The sequence below is a fragment of the Parvibaculum sp. genome (genome assembly GCF_039973015.1).
GTDB lineage: Bacteria > Pseudomonadota > Alphaproteobacteria > Parvibaculales > Parvibaculaceae > Parvibaculum.
In genome coordinates, this window is the sequence record NZ_JBDWLT010000010.1 from 89,356 (window position 1) to 106,864 (window position 17,509).

At 61.8% G+C, this 17,509-nt stretch carries 21 protein-coding genes and 1 pseudogene; 13 read left to right on the forward strand and 9 right to left on the reverse strand.

Features of this window, described 5'->3' with window-relative positions:
* Positions 1 to 6: 6 nt before the first annotated feature.
* The gene (locus tag ABJO61_RS11660) at positions 7 to 906 is read left to right on the forward strand and encodes an alpha/beta hydrolase (RefSeq protein ID WP_348323294.1); all 900 of its coding nucleotides are present in this window, start codon (positions 7 to 9) and stop codon (positions 904 to 906) included.
* Between the two features lie 155 nt (positions 907 to 1,061).
* On the opposite strand, the gene ABJO61_RS11665 is transcribed toward ABJO61_RS11660, so the two are convergent.
* Both ABJO61_RS11665 and ABJO61_RS11670 read right to left on the reverse strand, forming a co-directional pair.
* Positions 1,062 to 1,187, reverse strand: a complete 126-nt coding sequence (locus ABJO61_RS11665) for a hypothetical protein (protein ID WP_348323295.1) — start codon at positions 1,185 to 1,187, stop codon at positions 1,062 to 1,064.
* Positions 1,188 to 1,617: 430 nt separating this feature from the next.
* A complete protein-coding gene (locus tag ABJO61_RS11670; protein ID WP_348323296.1) occupies positions 1,618 to 2,247 on the reverse strand; it encodes a TetR/AcrR family transcriptional regulator in 630 nt (209 codons plus the stop codon).
* A gap of 89 nt (positions 2,248 to 2,336) precedes the next feature.
* Here ABJO61_RS11670 and ABJO61_RS11675 point away from each other — a divergent pair, with 89 nt between their 5' ends.
* From ABJO61_RS11675 to ABJO61_RS11690, 4 genes are read left to right on the forward strand one after another with little or no spacing between them, the layout of a single operon-like run.
* A complete protein-coding gene (locus tag ABJO61_RS11675; RefSeq protein ID WP_348323297.1) occupies positions 2,337 to 3,338 on the forward strand; it encodes an NAD(P)H-dependent glycerol-3-phosphate dehydrogenase in 1,002 nt (333 codons plus the stop codon).
* Between the two features lie 29 nt (positions 3,339 to 3,367).
* On the forward strand, positions 3,368 to 3,652 hold the full coding sequence (locus ABJO61_RS11680; protein WP_348323298.1) for a YciI family protein: 285 nt from the start codon (positions 3,368 to 3,370) through the stop codon (positions 3,650 to 3,652).
* A gap of 6 nt (positions 3,653 to 3,658) precedes the next feature.
* Positions 3,659 to 4,084: an EVE domain-containing protein gene (locus ABJO61_RS11685; RefSeq protein ID WP_348323299.1), complete on the forward strand. Its 426-nt coding sequence runs from the start codon at positions 3,659 to 3,661 to the stop codon at positions 4,082 to 4,084.
* Between the two features lie 10 nt (positions 4,085 to 4,094).
* Positions 4,095 to 4,469, forward strand: coding sequence for a Rieske 2Fe-2S domain-containing protein (locus ABJO61_RS11690; protein ID WP_348323300.1), 375 nt, complete (start codon positions 4,095 to 4,097; stop codon positions 4,467 to 4,469).
* Between the two features lie 480 nt (positions 4,470 to 4,949).
* Here ABJO61_RS11690 and ABJO61_RS11695 read toward each other — a convergent pair whose 3' ends face one another.
* From ABJO61_RS11695 to ABJO61_RS11705, 3 genes are all read right to left on the reverse strand, one after another.
* Complete coding sequence (locus ABJO61_RS11695) at positions 4,950 to 5,351, reverse strand: type II toxin-antitoxin system death-on-curing family toxin (RefSeq protein ID WP_348323301.1); 402 nt, start codon at positions 5,349 to 5,351, stop codon at positions 4,950 to 4,952.
* Positions 5,352 to 5,358: 7 nt separating this feature from the next.
* On the reverse strand, positions 5,359 to 5,583 hold the full coding sequence (locus ABJO61_RS11700) for an AbrB/MazE/SpoVT family DNA-binding domain-containing protein (RefSeq protein WP_348323302.1): 225 nt from the start codon (positions 5,581 to 5,583) through the stop codon (positions 5,359 to 5,361).
* 81 nt (positions 5,584 to 5,664) lie between these two features.
* Positions 5,665 to 6,411 carry a creatininase family protein gene (locus ABJO61_RS11705; protein ID WP_348323303.1) on the reverse strand — a complete coding sequence of 249 codons (747 nt, stop codon included), beginning with the start codon at positions 6,409 to 6,411 and terminating at the stop codon, positions 5,665 to 5,667.
* 310 nt (positions 6,412 to 6,721) lie between these two features.
* Here ABJO61_RS11705 and ABJO61_RS11710 point away from each other — a divergent pair, with 310 nt between their 5' ends.
* The 4 genes and pseudogenes from ABJO61_RS11710 to ABJO61_RS11725 form a co-directional block, all read left to right on the forward strand.
* On the forward strand, positions 6,722 to 7,021 hold the full coding sequence (locus tag ABJO61_RS11710; RefSeq protein WP_348323304.1) for a DUF1330 domain-containing protein: 300 nt from the start codon (positions 6,722 to 6,724) through the stop codon (positions 7,019 to 7,021).
* A 106-nt stretch (positions 7,022 to 7,127) separates the two neighbouring features.
* Entirely contained in the window at positions 7,128 to 7,529 is a 402-nt protein-coding gene (locus tag ABJO61_RS11715; protein WP_348323341.1) for a GNAT family N-acetyltransferase, read from the forward strand.
* 35 nt (positions 7,530 to 7,564) lie between these two features.
* Positions 7,565 to 8,833 (forward strand): CaiB/BaiF CoA-transferase family protein, encoded by a 1,269-nt coding sequence (locus ABJO61_RS11720; RefSeq protein ID WP_348323305.1) that lies wholly within the window; start codon positions 7,565 to 7,567, stop codon positions 8,831 to 8,833.
* Between the two features lie 231 nt (positions 8,834 to 9,064).
* Positions 9,065 to 9,421, forward strand: a pseudogene (locus tag ABJO61_RS11725) (MmcQ/YjbR family DNA-binding protein); the annotation flags it as partial.
* Between the two features lie 62 nt (positions 9,422 to 9,483).
* Here the strand turns inward: ABJO61_RS11725 and ABJO61_RS11730 are convergent.
* A complete protein-coding gene (locus ABJO61_RS11730; RefSeq protein ID WP_348323306.1) occupies positions 9,484 to 10,323 on the reverse strand; it encodes a sulfotransferase in 840 nt (279 codons plus the stop codon).
* A gap of 201 nt (positions 10,324 to 10,524) precedes the next feature.
* Between ABJO61_RS11730 and acs the strand changes: the two genes are divergently transcribed.
* A complete protein-coding gene (gene acs, locus ABJO61_RS11735) occupies positions 10,525 to 12,468 on the forward strand; it encodes an acetate--CoA ligase (RefSeq protein WP_348323307.1) in 1,944 nt (647 codons plus the stop codon).
* Positions 12,469 to 12,676: 208 nt separating this feature from the next.
* On the opposite strand, the gene ABJO61_RS11740 is transcribed toward acs, so the two are convergent.
* From ABJO61_RS11740 to ABJO61_RS11750, 3 genes are all read right to left on the reverse strand, one after another.
* A complete protein-coding gene (locus tag ABJO61_RS11740) occupies positions 12,677 to 13,108 on the reverse strand; it encodes a thermonuclease family protein (RefSeq protein WP_348323308.1) in 432 nt (143 codons plus the stop codon).
* An 80-nt stretch (positions 13,109 to 13,188) separates the two neighbouring features.
* Positions 13,189 to 13,923, reverse strand: coding sequence for an extensin family protein (locus ABJO61_RS11745; protein WP_348323309.1), 735 nt, complete (start codon positions 13,921 to 13,923; stop codon positions 13,189 to 13,191).
* Positions 13,924 to 13,965: 42 nt separating this feature from the next.
* Positions 13,966 to 14,178, reverse strand: coding sequence for a DUF1674 domain-containing protein (locus ABJO61_RS11750; RefSeq protein WP_348323311.1), 213 nt, complete (start codon positions 14,176 to 14,178; stop codon positions 13,966 to 13,968).
* Positions 14,179 to 14,288: 110 nt separating this feature from the next.
* Here ABJO61_RS11750 and htpX point away from each other — a divergent pair, with 110 nt between their 5' ends.
* The 3 genes from htpX (at position 14,289) to ABJO61_RS11765 (ending at position 17,438) form a co-directional block, all read left to right on the forward strand.
* Entirely contained in the window at positions 14,289 to 15,155 is an 867-nt protein-coding gene (htpX, locus tag ABJO61_RS11755) for a zinc metalloprotease HtpX (protein ID WP_348323312.1), read from the forward strand.
* 73 nt (positions 15,156 to 15,228) lie between these two features.
* Entirely contained in the window at positions 15,229 to 16,554 is a 1,326-nt protein-coding gene (locus ABJO61_RS11760; RefSeq protein ID WP_348323313.1) for a transcription antitermination factor NusB, read from the forward strand.
* 122 nt (positions 16,555 to 16,676) lie between these two features.
* Positions 16,677 to 17,438, forward strand: coding sequence for a class I SAM-dependent methyltransferase (locus tag ABJO61_RS11765; protein WP_348323314.1), 762 nt, complete (start codon positions 16,677 to 16,679; stop codon positions 17,436 to 17,438).
* Positions 17,439 to 17,509: the final 71 nt, after the last annotated feature.

Here is a 17,509-nt window from a genome sequence, read left to right on the forward strand (position 1 = left end):
CCCGATATGAGCTTCCAGCTAACCCTCCTTAATCTTGTGATTCGCTGGCAGGTGAAGCGCCGCTTCCGCAAGAACCCCGACGTACAGCTCCTGCGGCCGATGATGGAGCAGATGGAGCCGCGCATGTCGAAACTTCCGGCCGGCATCGAGGTGGAGGCACTCAGGTTCGGCGGGGTGGCCGCCGAAAAGATCACGGCTCCCGAAGCCCGGCAGGACAAGGCTTTCCTCTATATTCACGGCGGAGGCTTCGTCGCTGGCTCGCCCCGCACACACCGCCCGCTGACCTGGCGGCTTGCAAAGGATATCGGCATTCCCGTCTATGCCATCGATTATCGGCTTGCGCCCGAACATCCCTATCCCGCCGGCCTCGATGACTGCGTAACCGCCTACAAGGCTTTGCTCGACAAGGGCATTCCCGCAAAGTCGGTCCTGGTGGGCGGCGATTCTGCGGGCGGCAACCTCACGCTGGCACTTGCCTTGCGCCTCAAGGCAGAGGGCCTGCCGCTTCCCGCTGCGCTGATCTGCCTTTCGCCCGCAACCGACATGACGGGTTCGGGCGAGTCCCGCCACAGCAATGCCGAGGCGGATTCGATGTTCGTGGAAGAAATGATGGACAGCCTGATGCCGGTCTATTGCCCTGGTGCCGACGAGCGCGACCCTTTCATTTCGCCCCTTTTCGGCGATGTGAGCGGCTTCCCGCCAACCCTCTTCCAGGTCGGCGAGCGCGAGATGCTGCGCGACGACTCGACCCGCATGGCCGCGGCGCTGAAATCTGCTGGCGTCGAAACGGCGATCGAGGTCTGGCCGAAGGTCTGGCATGTCTGGCAGCTCAATGCCGACATGTTGCCGGAAGCCCGCGAGGCGATTGCGCATATGGTGCGCTTCGCAAAACAGCATCTTTCTTGATTTTTTAGCCCGGGTTTTGGGTCCGCCTTGCAAAAAAGAACCCCGCCGCGAGGGGAAGCGGCGGGGTCAAGCGCCCTCTTCGAGAGAGGGCTCGGGGATCACCGGGCCTCACAAGGGGAGGGAGGAAGGCCCGGTCGAGAAGCTTGAAAGAACGGTCAGATGATGCGGGCAGCGCCCGAGGTCTGCACGACCAGTACGAGCGTGTAGGCCACGAGCAATGCGGCGGCGGTTTTGGCGACGACGCGCTCCGCGATCTGGCGGAAATTCGGGTTCAGCGTCATGTCGGTCTTCCTTCTCGCATCCGGGGGCAAAGCCACCCGTTTTGAAAACCTGTGTCCGGATCAGACTGCGTACTGGGCAGCGATCTGGGCGGCGAAAGCCAGCGTGTAACCGGCGATGGCGAGGGTGATGACGCGGTTGGTCAGCTTTTTGTTCATGTAGGTCATGGCTCGTCTCCTGATGCCTGTGAGCGGGGTTTCGTTCCGGGGGTCCCGCTGACAGGCTGGATGTAGGCGCCTTCTGAATGGAAAACAATGAACAAAATCAAAAATGTTCAATCATCAGAATTTATGTTGCTGCAACGCAACACAAATGGCGCCATCCAGCCGAAATCCTTGATGTAAATCAGAGCCTTAATGCAACAATGCGCCGCGTTAATAGAAATGACGCGGCGCACTAAAACAATGAGTTAGGGGACAAGACTGGAACAGTTCAAGCTTCGACGGCGACTTTTTCCGGGTCGACGCAGGCCGCACAGCCCGCTTTCAATCCCGCCACGACAATCTGGTAGACGCCTTCGAGTTCCCGTTCGAGCTTCGCAAGCGGCAAACGGGTGAAGAGCTGCGGGTAGCTGAATTTGAGGGTCGCGGCCTGAATCATCTCTGCTGCGAAATCCGGGTCCGGCACATTGAACTCGCCCGAAAGATTACCGAGCTCGACAATGCGGCAGAGAACCTCGCGTTCACGCGCCAGCCCTTCATTGTGAAACTCTGGGCGTTCGGCGGTGACGATTTGCGCCATTTCCACGATTTTCGGGTCTTTTTCAAGCTTGTGGAAGGTTTCCCGGAGATCCATGAACAGGAAATCGTGGAGCCTTTGGGAAGCGCTGCGCCCTGGCGATGTCAGAATGCGCTGGAGATCGTCCGCTGTCTGCACAGAGGCTTCACGGCAAATCGCCTCGGCAATATCGAGCTTGCCCGCAAAATAGCGGTAGAGATTGCCGGGCGACATGTCGCAATCGACGGCAAGCTCGGCCATCGTGGTTTTGGTATAGCCGTAATGCGTGAAACGCCTTTTTGCGGCCGCGATGATTTTCTGGTGCGGATCGTCTTGAGCGGTCATACAGATGATTGTAGAGCGGCCGGGTAAATATTCAACGAATCGTTCAATCATTAGCACCTGCAACATGCACGACGCCCTGGAGAGGCATTTTGGTTAGCAAATACAACAAGATAGCAGTGGTTGGCGCAGGCGCATGGGGCACGGCGCTCGCACAGGTTGCCGCCAAGGCGGGCCGCGAGGTGACGCTTTGGGCGCGCGAGGCCGAGGTCGTGGAGAGCGTGAACGGCGCCCACGAGAACAGCCTCTTCCTGCCCGGCATCGCCCTCGACGAGAGCCTGCGCGCGACGGGCGAGCTGAAAGAAATTGCACAAGCCGATGCAATCCTGATGGTGACGCCGGCGCAGCATATGCGCCGCGTACTGGAACAGCTCGCTCCCGATATCGCGGAAGACAAGCCCGTGGTGCTCTGCGCGAAGGGGGTGGAGCAATCGACGAATTATCTGCTCACGGAAGTTCTTGCCGAAGCCGCGCCGCAAGCGAAAGCCGCCGTCCTTTCCGGCCCGAGCTTTGCCGCGGAAGTGGCGAGAGGCCTGCCGACCGCGGTGACGCTTGCCTGCGCGGACGAGGACGTGGCGGAAGCACTCGTCCATGCGATCGGACTTCCGGCATTCCGTCCCTATTATTCGTCCGACCTGATCGGCGCGGAGATCGGCGGCGCGGTGAAGAACGTCCTCGCGATTGCCTGCGGCATCGTTGAAGGAAAGAAATTCGGCGACAGCGCACGCGCGGCACTGACGACGCGCGGCTTTGCGGAACTCGCACGGCTCGGCGTCGCCATGGGCGCGCGCACGGAAACGCTGATGGGCCTCTCGGGGCTCGGCGACCTCATCCTCACCTGCAACTCGCCGAAGTCGCGCAACATGTCGCTCGGCATGGCGCTGGGCGAAGGAAGGACGCTGGAAGACGTGATGGGCGCGCGCAATTCCGTGAGCGAAGGCGTCCACTCGGCAAGCGCCGTCGTTGCACTCGCAAATAAATACGGTATTGAAATGCCGATTGCCGAAGCCGTCGCCGCCATCGTGACGGCCAAGGCGACGGTCGACGACGCCATCGCCACGCTTCTCGCCCGCCCCTTCCGCAGCGAAGGCTGACACCAGAAACGAAAACGGAAACGCGCATCATGCTCTTCTGTCTTATCTGCACCGACAAGCCGAACGCGCTTGAACTCCGCCTCGCCAATCGCGACGCGCATCTGAAATATTGGGGCGACGCGGGTTGCGTGAAGATCGGCGGTCCTTTTACCAATGACGATGCGAGCGTGATGAACGGCTCAATGCTCGTGATCGATGCCGAGGATCGCGCGACGGCCGAGAAGCTCGTGGAGAACGACCCCTACAACAAGGCCGGGCTCTTTGCGCAGACGGAAGTGCGCGCATGGAAATGGCTGCTCGGCCCGAAGGAGTAAGGCGCAATGGCGTACTGGCTTTTCAAATCCGAGCCCTCCACCTGGTCATGGGACGACCAGAAGAAGAAAGGCAAGAAGGGCGAGCCCTGGAACGGCGTTCGCAACTACCAGGCGAACAACAACATGAAGGCGATGAAAAAGGGCGACCTCGGCTTCTTCTATCATTCGGTGGACGAGAAGCGGATCGTCGGCATTGTTCGCGTGATCGGCGAACACCGGCCCGACCCGACCGACGAGAAGGGAAAGTTCGGCCTTGTCGACATCGAAGCCGTCGAGGATGTACCGAACCCCGTCACGCTTGACGATGTGAAGAAGGAACCCGCACTGCACGAGATGGTGCTCGCCAACAATTCGCGTCTTTCCGTGCAGCCCGTGCGCGACGACGAATGGAAACTCGTCTGCAAGATGGGTGGCCTGAAGAAAGCGCCATGAAAAAAGCGCCGTGAGGAAGCCAGCGCTGCCTGCGCCGGGAACGCCACTTTGCGCGCTGGACGAAATCGACGATACGGGCGCCAAGGGTCTGACGCTTGGCAACGGCACCTCGTCACTCAATATTTTCCTTGTACGGAGGAATGGCGCCGTATACGCCTATCTCAACCTCTGCCCGCACGCCGCAACGCGGCTCGACAACTGGCCGGACAGGTTTCTGACGCAGGACGAGAGCCAGATCCTCTGCGGCAATCACGCGGCCCTTTTCCGCATCGAGGACGGGCTCTGCACGAGCGGGCCCTGCGTGGGAAAGCAGCTTGAGGCCGTGCCCGTCGAGGTTGTGGAGGGCGTGGTGCAGATCGCCGGTTATCCCCCGCTGCGGGGATAAACAGACGCGAACGTCATCGAAACGTCACAATTTAATTGTGTGCGCTTTGAGGAGACGAAAGGAGAGACGGGATCGTCTTCTTGTTCGTCTCCCTCATCGTCTCTTCCGTTTGCGGAATGCCGTTTATCCCCGGCGGGAAAATCTTCGCCGCTCGACTTGTCCCCGCTGTAGCGGGAAAGAGACGCACTTGTCCCCGCTGTAACGAAGAAGCGGCAGCGGAAAAGTAATCCCCGCCCCCTCCGCCGCCATGGCGAGGAGATAAATGCAAGAACAGGGCAGGCAGTTTGCCGTCACGCCCATGGTTCCCGGCTTTCGCCGGGATGCCACTTTTTCATTTTACATCAGGCTGTGCGACCTATCGCGCAAGACGCTTGTAGAGGTCCGCATTCCTGCGGAGACTCGCGAGGAAGTGGTCCATGACCTCGGGTCTGGACTCCGGGTGTTTCGCAAATAAACTCTTTATACTGATTACTTTGTTTATCATTGCGGAATCTCCCGCCCACATCGGCGGAACCAGTCTGCAAGCTCAGCCTCTTCCATCTCACCTGCGGCAAGCCGGATAAAGGTTTCGTATTTCTCCGTTGCGCTCGCCTCGATACTGTATCCGTTCAGACGGAGAAAGGTGAGGGCCGCGACATAGGCCGTACGCTTGTTTCCGTCCACAAAAGGATGATTGGTCGCAATGCCGTAGGCATAGGCCGCCGCGAGATCGAAGAGGTCCGGCTCTTCATAGGCGAATTTATTGAGAGGCCTGCTCAGCGCGGAATCGAGAAGCCCCTCATCGCGTATACCCTCGCCGCCGCCATGCTCCGCCAGTTGGCGTGAATGGAAAGCGAGAACGGCATTGCGAAGCAGCCAGAGAGGTTCAGGGCGATCGGCCATGCCCCGTTTACTTCGCAAGCGCCTTCAATACGTCCCGGTCTTCACGCATGATGGCTTCGGCGGCTTCAAGCTGCTCCGCCATTGCCGGATCGTAAGGCGTCAGCATGTAGCCATCCGGCGTCTCGATGAGAAAGAGATTATCGCCCTTGGATGCATGCAAACGCTCAAGCACCGCCTTGGGCAGGGCGACGCCAACGGAATTGCCGATCTGCGTAAGCTTGAGCGAAATCATGACCAAGGTCTCCGACCGTCAAAGAGGGCGAAAGAACGTTATAACGAACGTATTAACGTTTCAAGCCCCTCGACTAACCCCTTACGCAGCCTCGAATTTCCGAAAATCCTCGATCAGGCCCTGAGCGGAAAGGGCGATCAGCTTCTCGCCGTCTTTCGGGTCCGCGAGCGAGGGGTCGGAACCGATGCGCCCGTCCGGGAAGGCGGCGCGGTAGCTTTCCGCGTCCGTGTAGCGGCCCCAGGGCGCGACCTTCGGCGACATCTCGACATGTTTGATGGCGCCGGGATTGAGGAACCAGGTGACGGCAACCTCTGAGGGCGTCGCATGGGCGCCATGCGCCGAGCCGTAGCGCTCCTTGCAGAAATCCATGACGGGTTTGAAATCCCACCAGTTCACGCGCTTGCACTTTACGGGCCCGCGATTGCTTGCGTCTCCCGCCAGCGAGCGGTCGGCATAGATTTCCGAAAACGCCGCCTCGATGGTCGCGACATTGCCGCCATGCCCGTTGAAGAAATAGATGCGCTCAAAACCGTGCCGCGCGAGCGAGCCGACCCAGTCATGAATGGCGGCGATCATGGTCGAGGGGCGAAGCGTCATCGTGCCGGGAAAGCCGAGATGATGCTGCGCGATGCCGACATTGAAGGTGGGGCCGACAAGGAAGCCCGCTTCCTCGCCCGCACGTTGCGCGATGGCTTCCGGGCAGATCGCGTCCGTGCCGATGAGCCCGTTCGGCCCGTGCTGCTCCGTCGAGCCGATGGGAATGACGATCCCTTTCGACTTTGTGAGATAGGCCTCGACCTCCGGCCAGCTCGAATGATGCAGCAGCATGAGTGGGATCATAGAGGAGGTGCGGGAGAATGTGGAATCGGGGGCCTTCCACCCTCCCCCTGTGGGAGGGTCAAAATTTGCGAGCGCAGCGAAGAAAATTTTGGGGAGGGGTAGGAAACAAAGAACGCGCGCCACATGCCGGGAACGGAGTCCCCCTCCCCAAACGGCTTGCAACCGTTTGACCCTCCCACAGGGGGAGGGTGGAAGAAAGTATTGCTTCTCCCTGCAAAGCCCTTCGCACATTCGACGGCTTCACCGGGAGCAGCGCCTCCCGCAGCATCTCTCCAGCACAGAACCGCAGGAGCACCCCATGACCGTCTATGCGCTGGCGCAGTTCACCATCCATGACCGGGCGCGATATGAGGCCTATGCGGCCCGCTTCGCCGAAACGATGAAGGGGCGGAAGGGACGCCTGCTCGCCGCTCAGGAGAACCCGGAAATCGTGGAAGGAAACTGGACAGGCACGAAAGTTGTGCTGATCGAGTTCCCCGACGAGACGAGTTTCCGCGACTGGTCGGAAAGTGCGGACTATCGCGCGATCTCCGCCGACCGCGAGGCGGCGACGGAGGGATCGGTGCTGCTGGTGAAGGGGATTGGGTCCCGGGAATAAATCCCGGGATGACACTTCTATTTTGATTTTCCGCCTCAGACAGTATCAACCACCCCATGCAGATCCATCGCGCTGAAGACGACGACTGGCCGGAGATCGCGGAGATATTTCTCGCCGCGCGCAGGACCATGACTTATCTGAACGCCGGCCTGCCGGCGATGCGGAGACAAGGGCCTTCATCCGCCGCATGGTGAAGCGCAGCGAGGTCTGGACGGCACTGCACACCGACGGCAAGACCATCGGCTTTGCGGCGCTTGCCCGGGAAGCGGACGGCAACTGGCTCCATCATCTCTATGTCGATCCCGCTTCGCATAACGCAGGGGCAGGCTCTCTCCTCCTCGCAATAACGAAGAAGGAGATGCCGCAGGGCTTTTCCCTCTGGACGTTTCAGGCCAATCTCGGCGCCCGGCGCTTCTATGAGCGCCACGGGCTGACCGAGACGCGCCGCACCAGAGGCACGAACAATGAGGAAGGTCTGCCCGACATATTATATGAGTGGCGCCCGTAAACGGGGCGCGAAGAAGTAGAAGCGGGGAAACGGCGTTGAGCGAGAAAAAGAGCAAGAAACTCGAAACCGAGAACAAGGGCCCGCTGAAAGGCGTGCGCATCGTCGACCTCACCGCCGTCGTCTTCGGCGCCTATGCGACGCAAATATTGGGCGACATGGGCGCGGACGTGATCAAGATCGAGGCCCCCTCGCCCACCGGCGGTGGCGGATCGGGCGGCGACATCATGCGCTGGCCGGGCCACCTGCCCGAAGGCGCGGCGGCGGACCTCGGCCCCATCTTTCTCACCATCAACCGCAACAAGCGCTCGGTGCTGCTCGACCTCGGAGCCAAGGAAGGCCGCGAGGCGCTGCTGAAGATCATCGCCACCGCCGATGTGCTGACATCGAACATTCGCTATGCGGCGATGAAGAAGCTCGGCCTCTCCTATGAAGATGTGAAGGCGGCAAAGCCCGACATCATTTTCGTCCATGCGGCGGGCTATGGCTCGGACGGGCCCTATGCGGGCCTGCCCGCCTATGACGATCTCATTCAGGCGGGCTCGGGCGCGGCGGACCTTCTCGGCCGCATGGATGGCGACCCGAAGCCGCGCTACATCCCCACCATCATGGCCGACAAGGTGTCCGGTCTTTTCATGGTGCAGGCGGTGACGGCGGCGCTTTTCCACAAGGAGCGGACCGGCGAGGGACAGTTCGTCGAGGTGCCGATGCTGGAGGCCGTGACCTCCTTCGTGCTCGCCGAACATTTCTACGACCATGTCTACGATCCGCCGACCGGCCAGTGGACCTATGGCCGCATCACCAATCCCGACCGCCGCCCCTATCGAACGAAGGACGGGCATATCGGCCTGCTGCCTTATTCCGACAAGCAGTGGGAACAGTTCTTCGAGCTGGCGGGCCGTCTCGACGACTACATCAACGATCCGCGCTTCAACAACTACAAGGCGCGCACCGTCAATATCCGCGACCTCTATGCGATGATCGAGGAGACGACGGAGACGAAGACGACGGATGAATGGCTGGCGCTGCTGAAACCGCTTTCCATTCCCGCCGTGAAGATGAACCGGCTGGACGATCTGCAGGACGATCCGCATCTGAAGGCCGTCGACTTCTTCGCGCGCTACGACCACCCGCATGCCGGGCCTTACTTCGCGCTGAAGCCGCCGGTACGCTTTTTCGAGAGCCCGTCCAGCATTCGCCGCCACCCGCCGCGTCTCGGCGAGCAGACGGAAGAAGTGCTCCGTGAAGCGGGGCTCGGCGACGACGAGATCGCCGCGCTGACGGGTGACAAGGTTGTGAAGGCGTAACGAAACTTCTTCCCACCCTCCCCCTGTGGGAGGGTCAAACGGCCCATTTGCAGCTTGTCTGCAAATACAGACACAAGAGGGCCGTTTGGGGAGGGGTAAGGGAGCTTGCCACAAGTTCGGGTTGTCTTTTTATATTTCGCTGCATCCCCTCCCCGAAATTCGCTGTGCGAATTTCGACCCTCCCTCAAGGGGAGGGTGGAAGAGAGATAGAACAGGCGAGGAGGAGGCGGCATGCCGCTCAGCTATCGCGAGTTCAATGCCTTTTGCGGCTCACTGCCGGCGACGACCTACGTCGTGCAATGGGGTGGCGCGCATGTCTGGAAGGTCGGCGGCAAGGTCTTCGCGATTGGCGGCTGGGAGCGCGGGCATCACCCCGGCATTACTTTCAAGGTGTCGGAGATCGGCTGGGAAATGCTGCGGGACGCCGAAGGCTGCCGCCCGGCGCCCTATCTCGCCTCACGCGGCATGAAATGGATACAGAGCTACGACAAGGGCCTCGGCAAGCGGGAGCTGAAGCAATATCTGAAAGCCTCGCATGCAATCGTCGCGGCGGGACTGAGCAAGAAGAAGCGGGCGGAGCTGGGGCTCGCCCTTGAAGAGAGCGCGACGCCGAAGCGCGCGGCGAATGCGAGAGGAAAGACGGACCGCACTCAGGCGAGCCAGCTCTCGGGCACAAGGCCGCCGAATTCCGCGCGGCAGAAATCATAGACGGGCGCGAGCTTCTTTCGTGCCAGGGCGAGCCGTTCCGCATCGAGCCGCGTTTCATGCGGCGAGACATTGACCGGAGAACCGTAGTCGCCCGGCTTGAAAGGAATGCCGAGAAAATCGCAAAGGCGCGCAAGCTCCGCATCGCAGAAGAAGGTTTCGTAGAAGCCGGTGAAAATGTCTTCCGGCGCGAAGACGCGTCGTACAGTCGCAAGCGTGCGGTGATACGAGCTGCGCTCGACATATTGCGGGTTGTTCAGCGCCGCCTCGAATTGCGCAATGGCCGGGACGGTGAGCATGTCCAGCCGCTCCGCCATGCGCAGATGCGAATAGAGACGGTCGACCGGATCGCGCATCAGGAAGATGAGTTTTGTGCGCGGAAACTGCGCCGCGATGGCGCGGAACCCCGCTTCGGGCAGAAGCGAATAGGCAGGCGTGATCTCGCCGAAGACGCGGCACCGTCCGGGCACGGCTTTTTCGAAATAGGCGCGATAGGCGCTTTCGTCCCCGATCATCCGCACACGGGCTTCAAGTATCTCGACGCGCTTTCGCGCCGACCGGCTCTTGCCGTCGCGGGCACGGAATTTTTCATAGCGCTCGCGGAAGCGCCGGTCGAAATCGCTGCAAAGGTCCGGGCGGTAGCGCGCATCGAAATGATGCAGTTCCTTGACCGGCGGCACGAAAACGTCGCGGCGCTTTACGAAATAATCATGAAGCCAGGACGTGCCGGCCTTTTGCGCGCCGATGCCGAGCATGAATGTCTTGCCGTCGAGAGGGCGGGGCATGGAACTCCCTGAAGTCGCGAAAGCGGCCGGAGCCGGAGAGGAGCGAATTCTGCACAATGCGCGCGTCCGCTCAAGACATAGAGCCAAGACATGGGACCAGCATAGCGGCCTTGCCGCCCCTCGGCCCGCCCGACATAATGCCGAAAACGACAATAAACGCGTCCGCCCCTCAAGACAGAGTGCCGACCAGGGAGAATATTCATGTCCGACGACGTCATCCCCGTTCCCGCAGAATGGAAGAAGCGCGCCATCATCGATGCGGAGAAATACCGCACCATGTATGAGGCGAGCGTCAGCGACCCGGAGAACTTCTGGCGTCGCGAGGGGCTGCGGATCGACTGGATGAAGCCCTATACCAAGGTCAAGGACACGAGCTTCGACCCGCATAACGTCTCGATCAAATGGTTCGAGGACGGCACGCTGAACGCCAGCGTGAACTGCGTGGACCGGCATCTGGCGGAACGCGGCGACCAGGTCGCAATCATCTGGGAAGGCGACGAGCCGAGCGACCAGAAGTCGATCACCTACAAGGAGCTTCACGGGGAAGTCTGCCGCTTCGCCAATGTGCTGAAAGCCCGAGGCGTCAAGAAGGGCGACCGCGTCACCATCTACATGCCGATGATCCCGGAAGCGGCCTATGCCATGCTCGCCTGCGCGCGCATCGGCGCGATCCACTCCATCGTCTTTGGCGGCTTCTCGCCCGACAGCCTTGCAGGCCGCATCGTCGACTGCACCTCGAACTGCGTCATCACGGCGGATGAAGGCGTGCGCGGCGGGCGCAAGATCCCGCTCAAGGCGAATACCGACGAGGCGCTGAAGAAATGCCCGGACGTGAAAAGCGTCATCGTGGTGAAGCGCACGGGCGGCAATGTGAACATGGAAGCAGGCCGCGACGTCTGGTACGAAGAGGAAGCGGCAAAGGTTTCCGCCGATTGCGCGCCGGAAGAAATGAACGCGGAAGACCCGCTTTTTATTCTGTATACGTCGGGTTCGACCGGCAAGCCCAAGGGCGTGCTCCACACGACCGGCGGCTATATGGTCTATGCGTCGATGACGCATAAATATGTCTTCGACTATCAGGACGGCGACATCTACTGGTGCACGGCGGATGTGGGCTGGGTGACGGGCCACTCCTACATCGTCTATGGGCCGCTCGCGAATGGCGCGACGACGCTGATGTTCGAGGGCGTGCCGAATTATCCCGATGCGTCGCGCTGCTGGCAGGTGATCGACAAGCACGACGTCAACATCTTCTACACCGCACCGACGGCGCTGCGCGCGCTGATGCGCGAGGGCGACGAGCCGGTGAAGAAGACGAGCCGCAAATCGCTCAGGCTGCTGGGTTCGGTCGGCGAGCCGATCAACCCCGAAGCCTGGCTCTGGTATCACCGCGTGGTGGGCGACGGACGCTGCCCCATCGTCGATACATGGTGGCAGACGGAGACGGGCGGCATATTGATTTCGCCGCTGCCCGGCGCGACGGCGCTGAAGCCCGGCTCTGCGACGCAGCCCTTCTTCGGCGTGCAGCCCGTGGTGGTCGACACCGAAGGCAATGTGCTGGAAGGCGCGACGACCGGCAATCTGTGCATCGACGATTCATGGCCGGGCCAGATGCGCACCGTCTATGGCGATCACCAGCGCTTCGTCGAAACCTATTTCATCCAGTATCCGGGCCGCTACTTCACGGGCGATGGCTGCCGCCGCGACGAGGACGGCTATTACTGGATCACGGGCCGCGTCGACGATGTGCTGAACGTATCGGGCCACCGCATGGGCACGGCGGAAGTGGAAAGCGCGCTGGTCGCACATCCGAAAGTCGCCGAAGCCGCCGTTGTCGGATATCCGCACGACATCAAGGGTCAGGGCATCTATGCCTATGTGACGCTGAATGCGGGCGAGGAACCGAGCGAGGCATTGCGCAAGGAACTGGTGACATGGGTCCGCAAGGAAATCGGCCCCATCGCCTCGCCGGACCTGATCCAGTTTTCGCCCGGCCTGCCGAAGACGCGCTCGGGCAAGATCATGCGGCGCATCCTGCGCAAGATTGCCGAAGACGATTTCTCGAACCTCGGCGACACCTCGACGCTGGCCGACCCGAGCGTCGTCACGGACCTCGTCGACAACCGGCAGAACAAGGCGGAATAGATTTCACGCATTGTACCGCGCCGAAACAAAGGGCTGCTCGCAAGGGCGGCCCTTTTTCAATCGGGAACCCTCACCCGTTCCCGCTCGTTCTATCCCTTGAGACGTTTGAGTATGCGGACAAGGAGAACAACAATGCGCGGCATCCTGCTCTGGGCCATCGGTATTCCGATTCCCGTCATTATCCTGATCTATCTGCTGTTCTGATGCGTCATCCCTCGCCGCACCATCCGGTGCGGCGGCCGCCTGCATAGGCCCGCGCATAGCCGCCCGCGACCATCGCGGCGGCAACATCCTGCGATTGCGAGGTTCGCACACGGGCAAGAACGCGCCCGCCGAACTTGTCGCTCTCGATATCGGCGAGCATCACCGGCCCGTCGCCGACAAGCTGCGCCAGCGCATCCCGCGCCGCCTGCGCGCGCTCCTTTTCCGACAGGCATTTCCCCCTGAGCTCCGGCGCATCGATCCCGGCAAGGCGGACATGCGTCTCGACGGTCTGGCCCAGCCAGATCCGCGCCCGCGCAACCAGCGTGTCGCCATCGACGACGCGCACGACCTCCGCCTCGACAGGGCCGGAAAGCCGCTCCGCCGCATGGGCGGGGAGACACAGAAATATCGCGAGAATGGCGCAAACCGTCCGCATGACCGGTCCGAAATGGAGGAATTTATTCCTTTATAAGTAAGGTTTTATTCCTCTCCCGGCATATGCGCAAGCCCAAAGCATCACCGGCAGATGCCCCATTGCGCCATTTCGAAGTGAAAATGATTGGCGTGGAGGGCGTTGTAGTCCGGCCCAAGCACGGTGGAGAAAAGCCCGCAGGCGCCCTCATGCACCTCCGCGAGAAAGCGGGCTTCCGGCGTGTCCTTGCCCCAGTCCTTCAGCACGGAAATGCGCCGCCCGTCGCCAAGATCGAAGCCTGCAATGTCGATCGCATCGCCGCGCGCATGGCCGCTGCGGCGGGCATTCTTTTCGTGGTTCACATTCCGGCAGGCATAGGTGCCGTAATGGCGGACGCGCGTGACCTCTGAACCGAGATGGTCCTCCGCCGCCTTCGCCACGACATGACGCTCCCACATGAGAAGCGCGGCGGTGGCGGGACAAGTGAGCTTGATGCCGCCGCCATAGGAGATGCGCGACTGCTCGAGCAGCAATCCCTCATCCATGCCGCAGCCTTCCGAGGGCGAGGAGATGCTGTCGCGCTTCGCCTTCGCGCCCGAGGCTTTCACCACGGAAACGCAGATATCGTATTCACCGGCGAGGCCTTTCAGCTTCAGGCTTGTGACGATATTCGGCTTGTCCTCGATGCGCGGCGGCACAAAGGGGTTATAGGCATCGGGAAACCAGATGACGGCAAACCAGATGGCAAGACCGAGGCCGCCGAAAAAGAGGAGAAAACGGAAGACGACACCGGCGACAATGAGTACCCGGCGCAGACGCAGCGAAAACCGATCCTTCAAAGGTCGTCCTTTATTCGAGCCCCTGCCCCTTCGCGAAGACGATCAGAAGTCGCTGATGATGCCCTTCACTTCCCAGTCGCCATAGCGCGTGGGCTCGGCGCCGCCACGCCCATTGATCTCGCGCGGGCGGGCGGGCCCGGCATCGGCAAGACGGCGGCGCTCCTCGGCTTCCGCGAGAGCGCGCCGGGCGGCAGGCGAAAGCGGCTTTTCCGGCGCGGTTTCGGCGCTTTCATCGTTTTTCCGTTCATCGTTCACGCGAGAACCGCCTTTCTTGAACCGGCCATACTCAGGATACATATAAAGCGACGCCCCCCGCGCTTCCACCCCGGAAGGCGGCGAGAACGGAAGAGGTAGAGACCAAAGCGATGAACACGATCAAGACCGGCATGCTTCTCGCGGCAATGACCGCGCTTTTCATGGGGCTTGGCTATCTGATCGGCGGCATGGGAGGCGCCATGATCGCCTTTGTCGTCGCCGCAGGCATGAACCTCTTTGCCTACTGGAATGCCGACAAGATGGTGCTGCGCATGTACAGCGCTCGCGAAGTGGACGAGGCGAGCGCGCCGAATTATGTGCGCATCGTGAAGCGCCTCGCGCAGAACGCGGGCATGCCGGTGCCGAAGATCTACATCATCGACAATCCGCAGCCGAACGCCTTTGCGACCGGACGCAACCCGGAAAACGCGGCCGTGGCGGCGACGAGCGGGCTCATCCGCATGCTGAGCCCCGAAGAACTTGCAGGCGTGATGGCGCATGAACTCGCCCACATCAAGAACCGCGACACGCTGACCATGACGGTGACGGCGACGATTGCCGGCGCGATTTCCATGCTCGCGAATTTCGCGCTGTTTTTCGGCGGCAACCGTAACGCAGGCGGCATCATCGGCTCGCTGGCGCTTGCCATTCTCGCACCCCTGGCGGCAGGCCTCGTGCAGATGGCGATCAGCCGCACACGCGAATATTCCGCGGATGCGGGCGGCGCGGAAATCTGCGGCAACCCGATCTGGCTCGCTTCCGCACTCGAAAAAATCGACAACGCCGCCCGCCGCGGCGCACCGAACGAAGACGCGGAAGCAAACCCCGCCACCGCGCATATGTTCATCATCAACCCGCTGAACGGTCAGGGCCGCGACAGTCTTTTCTCGACCCATCCCGCGACCGGCAACCGCATCTCGGCGCTCCGCCGCATCGCGCAGGCGATGGGCCAGGCGGCAGGCCGCCCCTGGGGCTGAAGAAGGGGTTAAAGACAGAATTTGAACGATACGGCGCTTCCTTGCGCCGGAAAGCTATGCTCTAAACCGCCGCATGAATCGCAAATCAGAAGAACCGGGGCTCGCTGCCCGCGAAGGTGCGGCCATCCTGCTGAGCGCCGTGCTGAAGGAAAAGCAGGCCTTCGACGACGCCCTTGCGGCGGAAGCCTCCGGCGGCCGGCTTGCGCGCGCCGAACCTCGCGACCGCGCTTTTGCGCGCGCCATCGCGGCAACGGCGCTGCGCCGCCTCGGCACCATCGACCGGCTGATCGCGGGCTGCCTCGACAAGGAGCTGCCCAAACGCGCAGGGGTCACGCAGAACATCTTGCGGGGAGGCGCAGCCGAACTCCTTTTCCTTCGCGTTGCCGCCCATGCCGCTGTCGGCATGAACGTGGAGGCGGCGGGACGCGACGACGCGGGCCGGCATTTCAAGGCGCTGGTGAATGCGGTATTGCGGCGGCTGACCCGTGAAGGCGACGCGATGCTCGATAGTCTCGATACGGAGCGTCTCGACACGCCGGACTGGCTGTGGGAAAGCTGGGTCGCGACCTATGGCGAAGACACCACACGCCGCATCGTCCGCGCGCATTACGAAAACCCGCCCCTCGACATCAGCGTGAAAGACGCTTCCGCGCGCGAGAAATGGGCCGAAGAACTCGGCGCACAAGTTCTGCCGACGGGCACGTTGCGCATCGAGGATGCGGGTCGCGTCGAGGAACTGCCCGGCTTTGCCGAAGGCGCATGGTGGGTACAGGATGCCGCGGCCGCCCTTCCCGCGAAACTGCTGGGCGATGTGCAAGGGCGCGACGTGCTGGACCTCTGCGCGGCGCCGGGCGGCAAGACCGCTGAACTCGCCGCAATGGGCGCTCATGTTACCGCGCTCGACCGCTCAAAACCCCGCCTCGAAAGACTGAAGCAGAACCTCACCCGGCTCGGCCTCAGCGCCGAAACGATCGTCGCGGACGCGGGAACATTCGCACCCGGACGGCAATGGGACGCGGTGCTGCTCGACGCACCCTGCACGGCAACGGGAACGGCGCGGCGCCACCCGGACGTGACACGCCTGAAATCACCCGCCGACCGCGACAAGCTGGTCCGGTTGCAGGAGCGCCTTCTCACCCATGCAGCAGCGCTCACCGCGCCGGGCGGCACACTTGTCTATTGCACCTGTTCGCTGGAACCGGAAGAAGGCGTGAACCGGATCGAGGCCTTCCTTGCCGCGCAGGATGATTTCACGCGCGCGCGCGTGATGCCGGGAGAAGTGGGCGGCATCGCCGAGATAATCACAACCGATGGCGATATCCGCAGCCTGCCCTGCCACCTCGCCATTGAGGGCGGCATGGACGGCTTCTTCGTTGCGCGCCTGAAGCGCAACAAATGAAGCGCAAGATGTGAAGCGCACTATCTGCAACGCAAAGGCTGAAGCCTGACGGCGCGGCCTTCCCTTGTTGACGGATGCCGGGGCGCGCGGCAGTCTTGCGCCGCAACAGCCGGGCGGAACCAGTGACACAGACAGAAACAGCAAAGACAGCCGAAGCCGCGAGCGAACCTTCGCGCTGCATCATTTGCGGCGGTGGCACATTCCGTCCCGCAGGCGTTTCCAGCGGATACAGGATTTTCCGCTGCATGGGCTGCGGCTTCCACTTCGTCCATCCCTTGCCCTCGCTTGAGGAAATCGCCGCGATCTACGAGAAATATTCCTCGAACGTGCTTTATTCGGCAAAGGCCGAACGCAAGGTGCTGCGCGCGATGAAGCAGATCAAGCGCTACCTGAAGCCGAAGCCGGGCGCGCGCTTCATCGATTTCGGCTGCAATATCGGCACCGGCGTCGAGGCCGCGCACAGGCTCGGGCTGGAGGCTTACGGCGTCGACATCGACGAGGAGAGCGTCGGCATTGCGCGGAACGAATATCCCGCCGGGCACTATCATGCCGGCGCGGTGGAGAGCCTGCCTGAAGACTGGAAGGACTTCGACTTCGCCTTCATGATCGAGGTGATCGAACATCTGCCGGATCCGCATGCCTATTTCGAGGCGATGCGCGCACGGCTGAAGCCGGGGGCCCTTCTCTACCTGACGACGCCGGACGCCGGACACTGGCGCGTACCGAAGGACTTTCCGACGTGGCAGGAGGTCTTTCCGCCGCAGCATATTCACTATTTTACCAGAACCGCCATGCAGCACTTCCTGCCCGCGCATGGCTTCGAGATCGTCCGCTTCGTCTGGAGCCCGAAAACCCGGCTCAAGGTGCTGGCCCGCAAACTCTGACGGGGCCTGTCTCTTTTTCTGGCCTTTTCCGGGCCCGCAGCTATCTTGGCCGGAACGGGCGCGGGAGACAG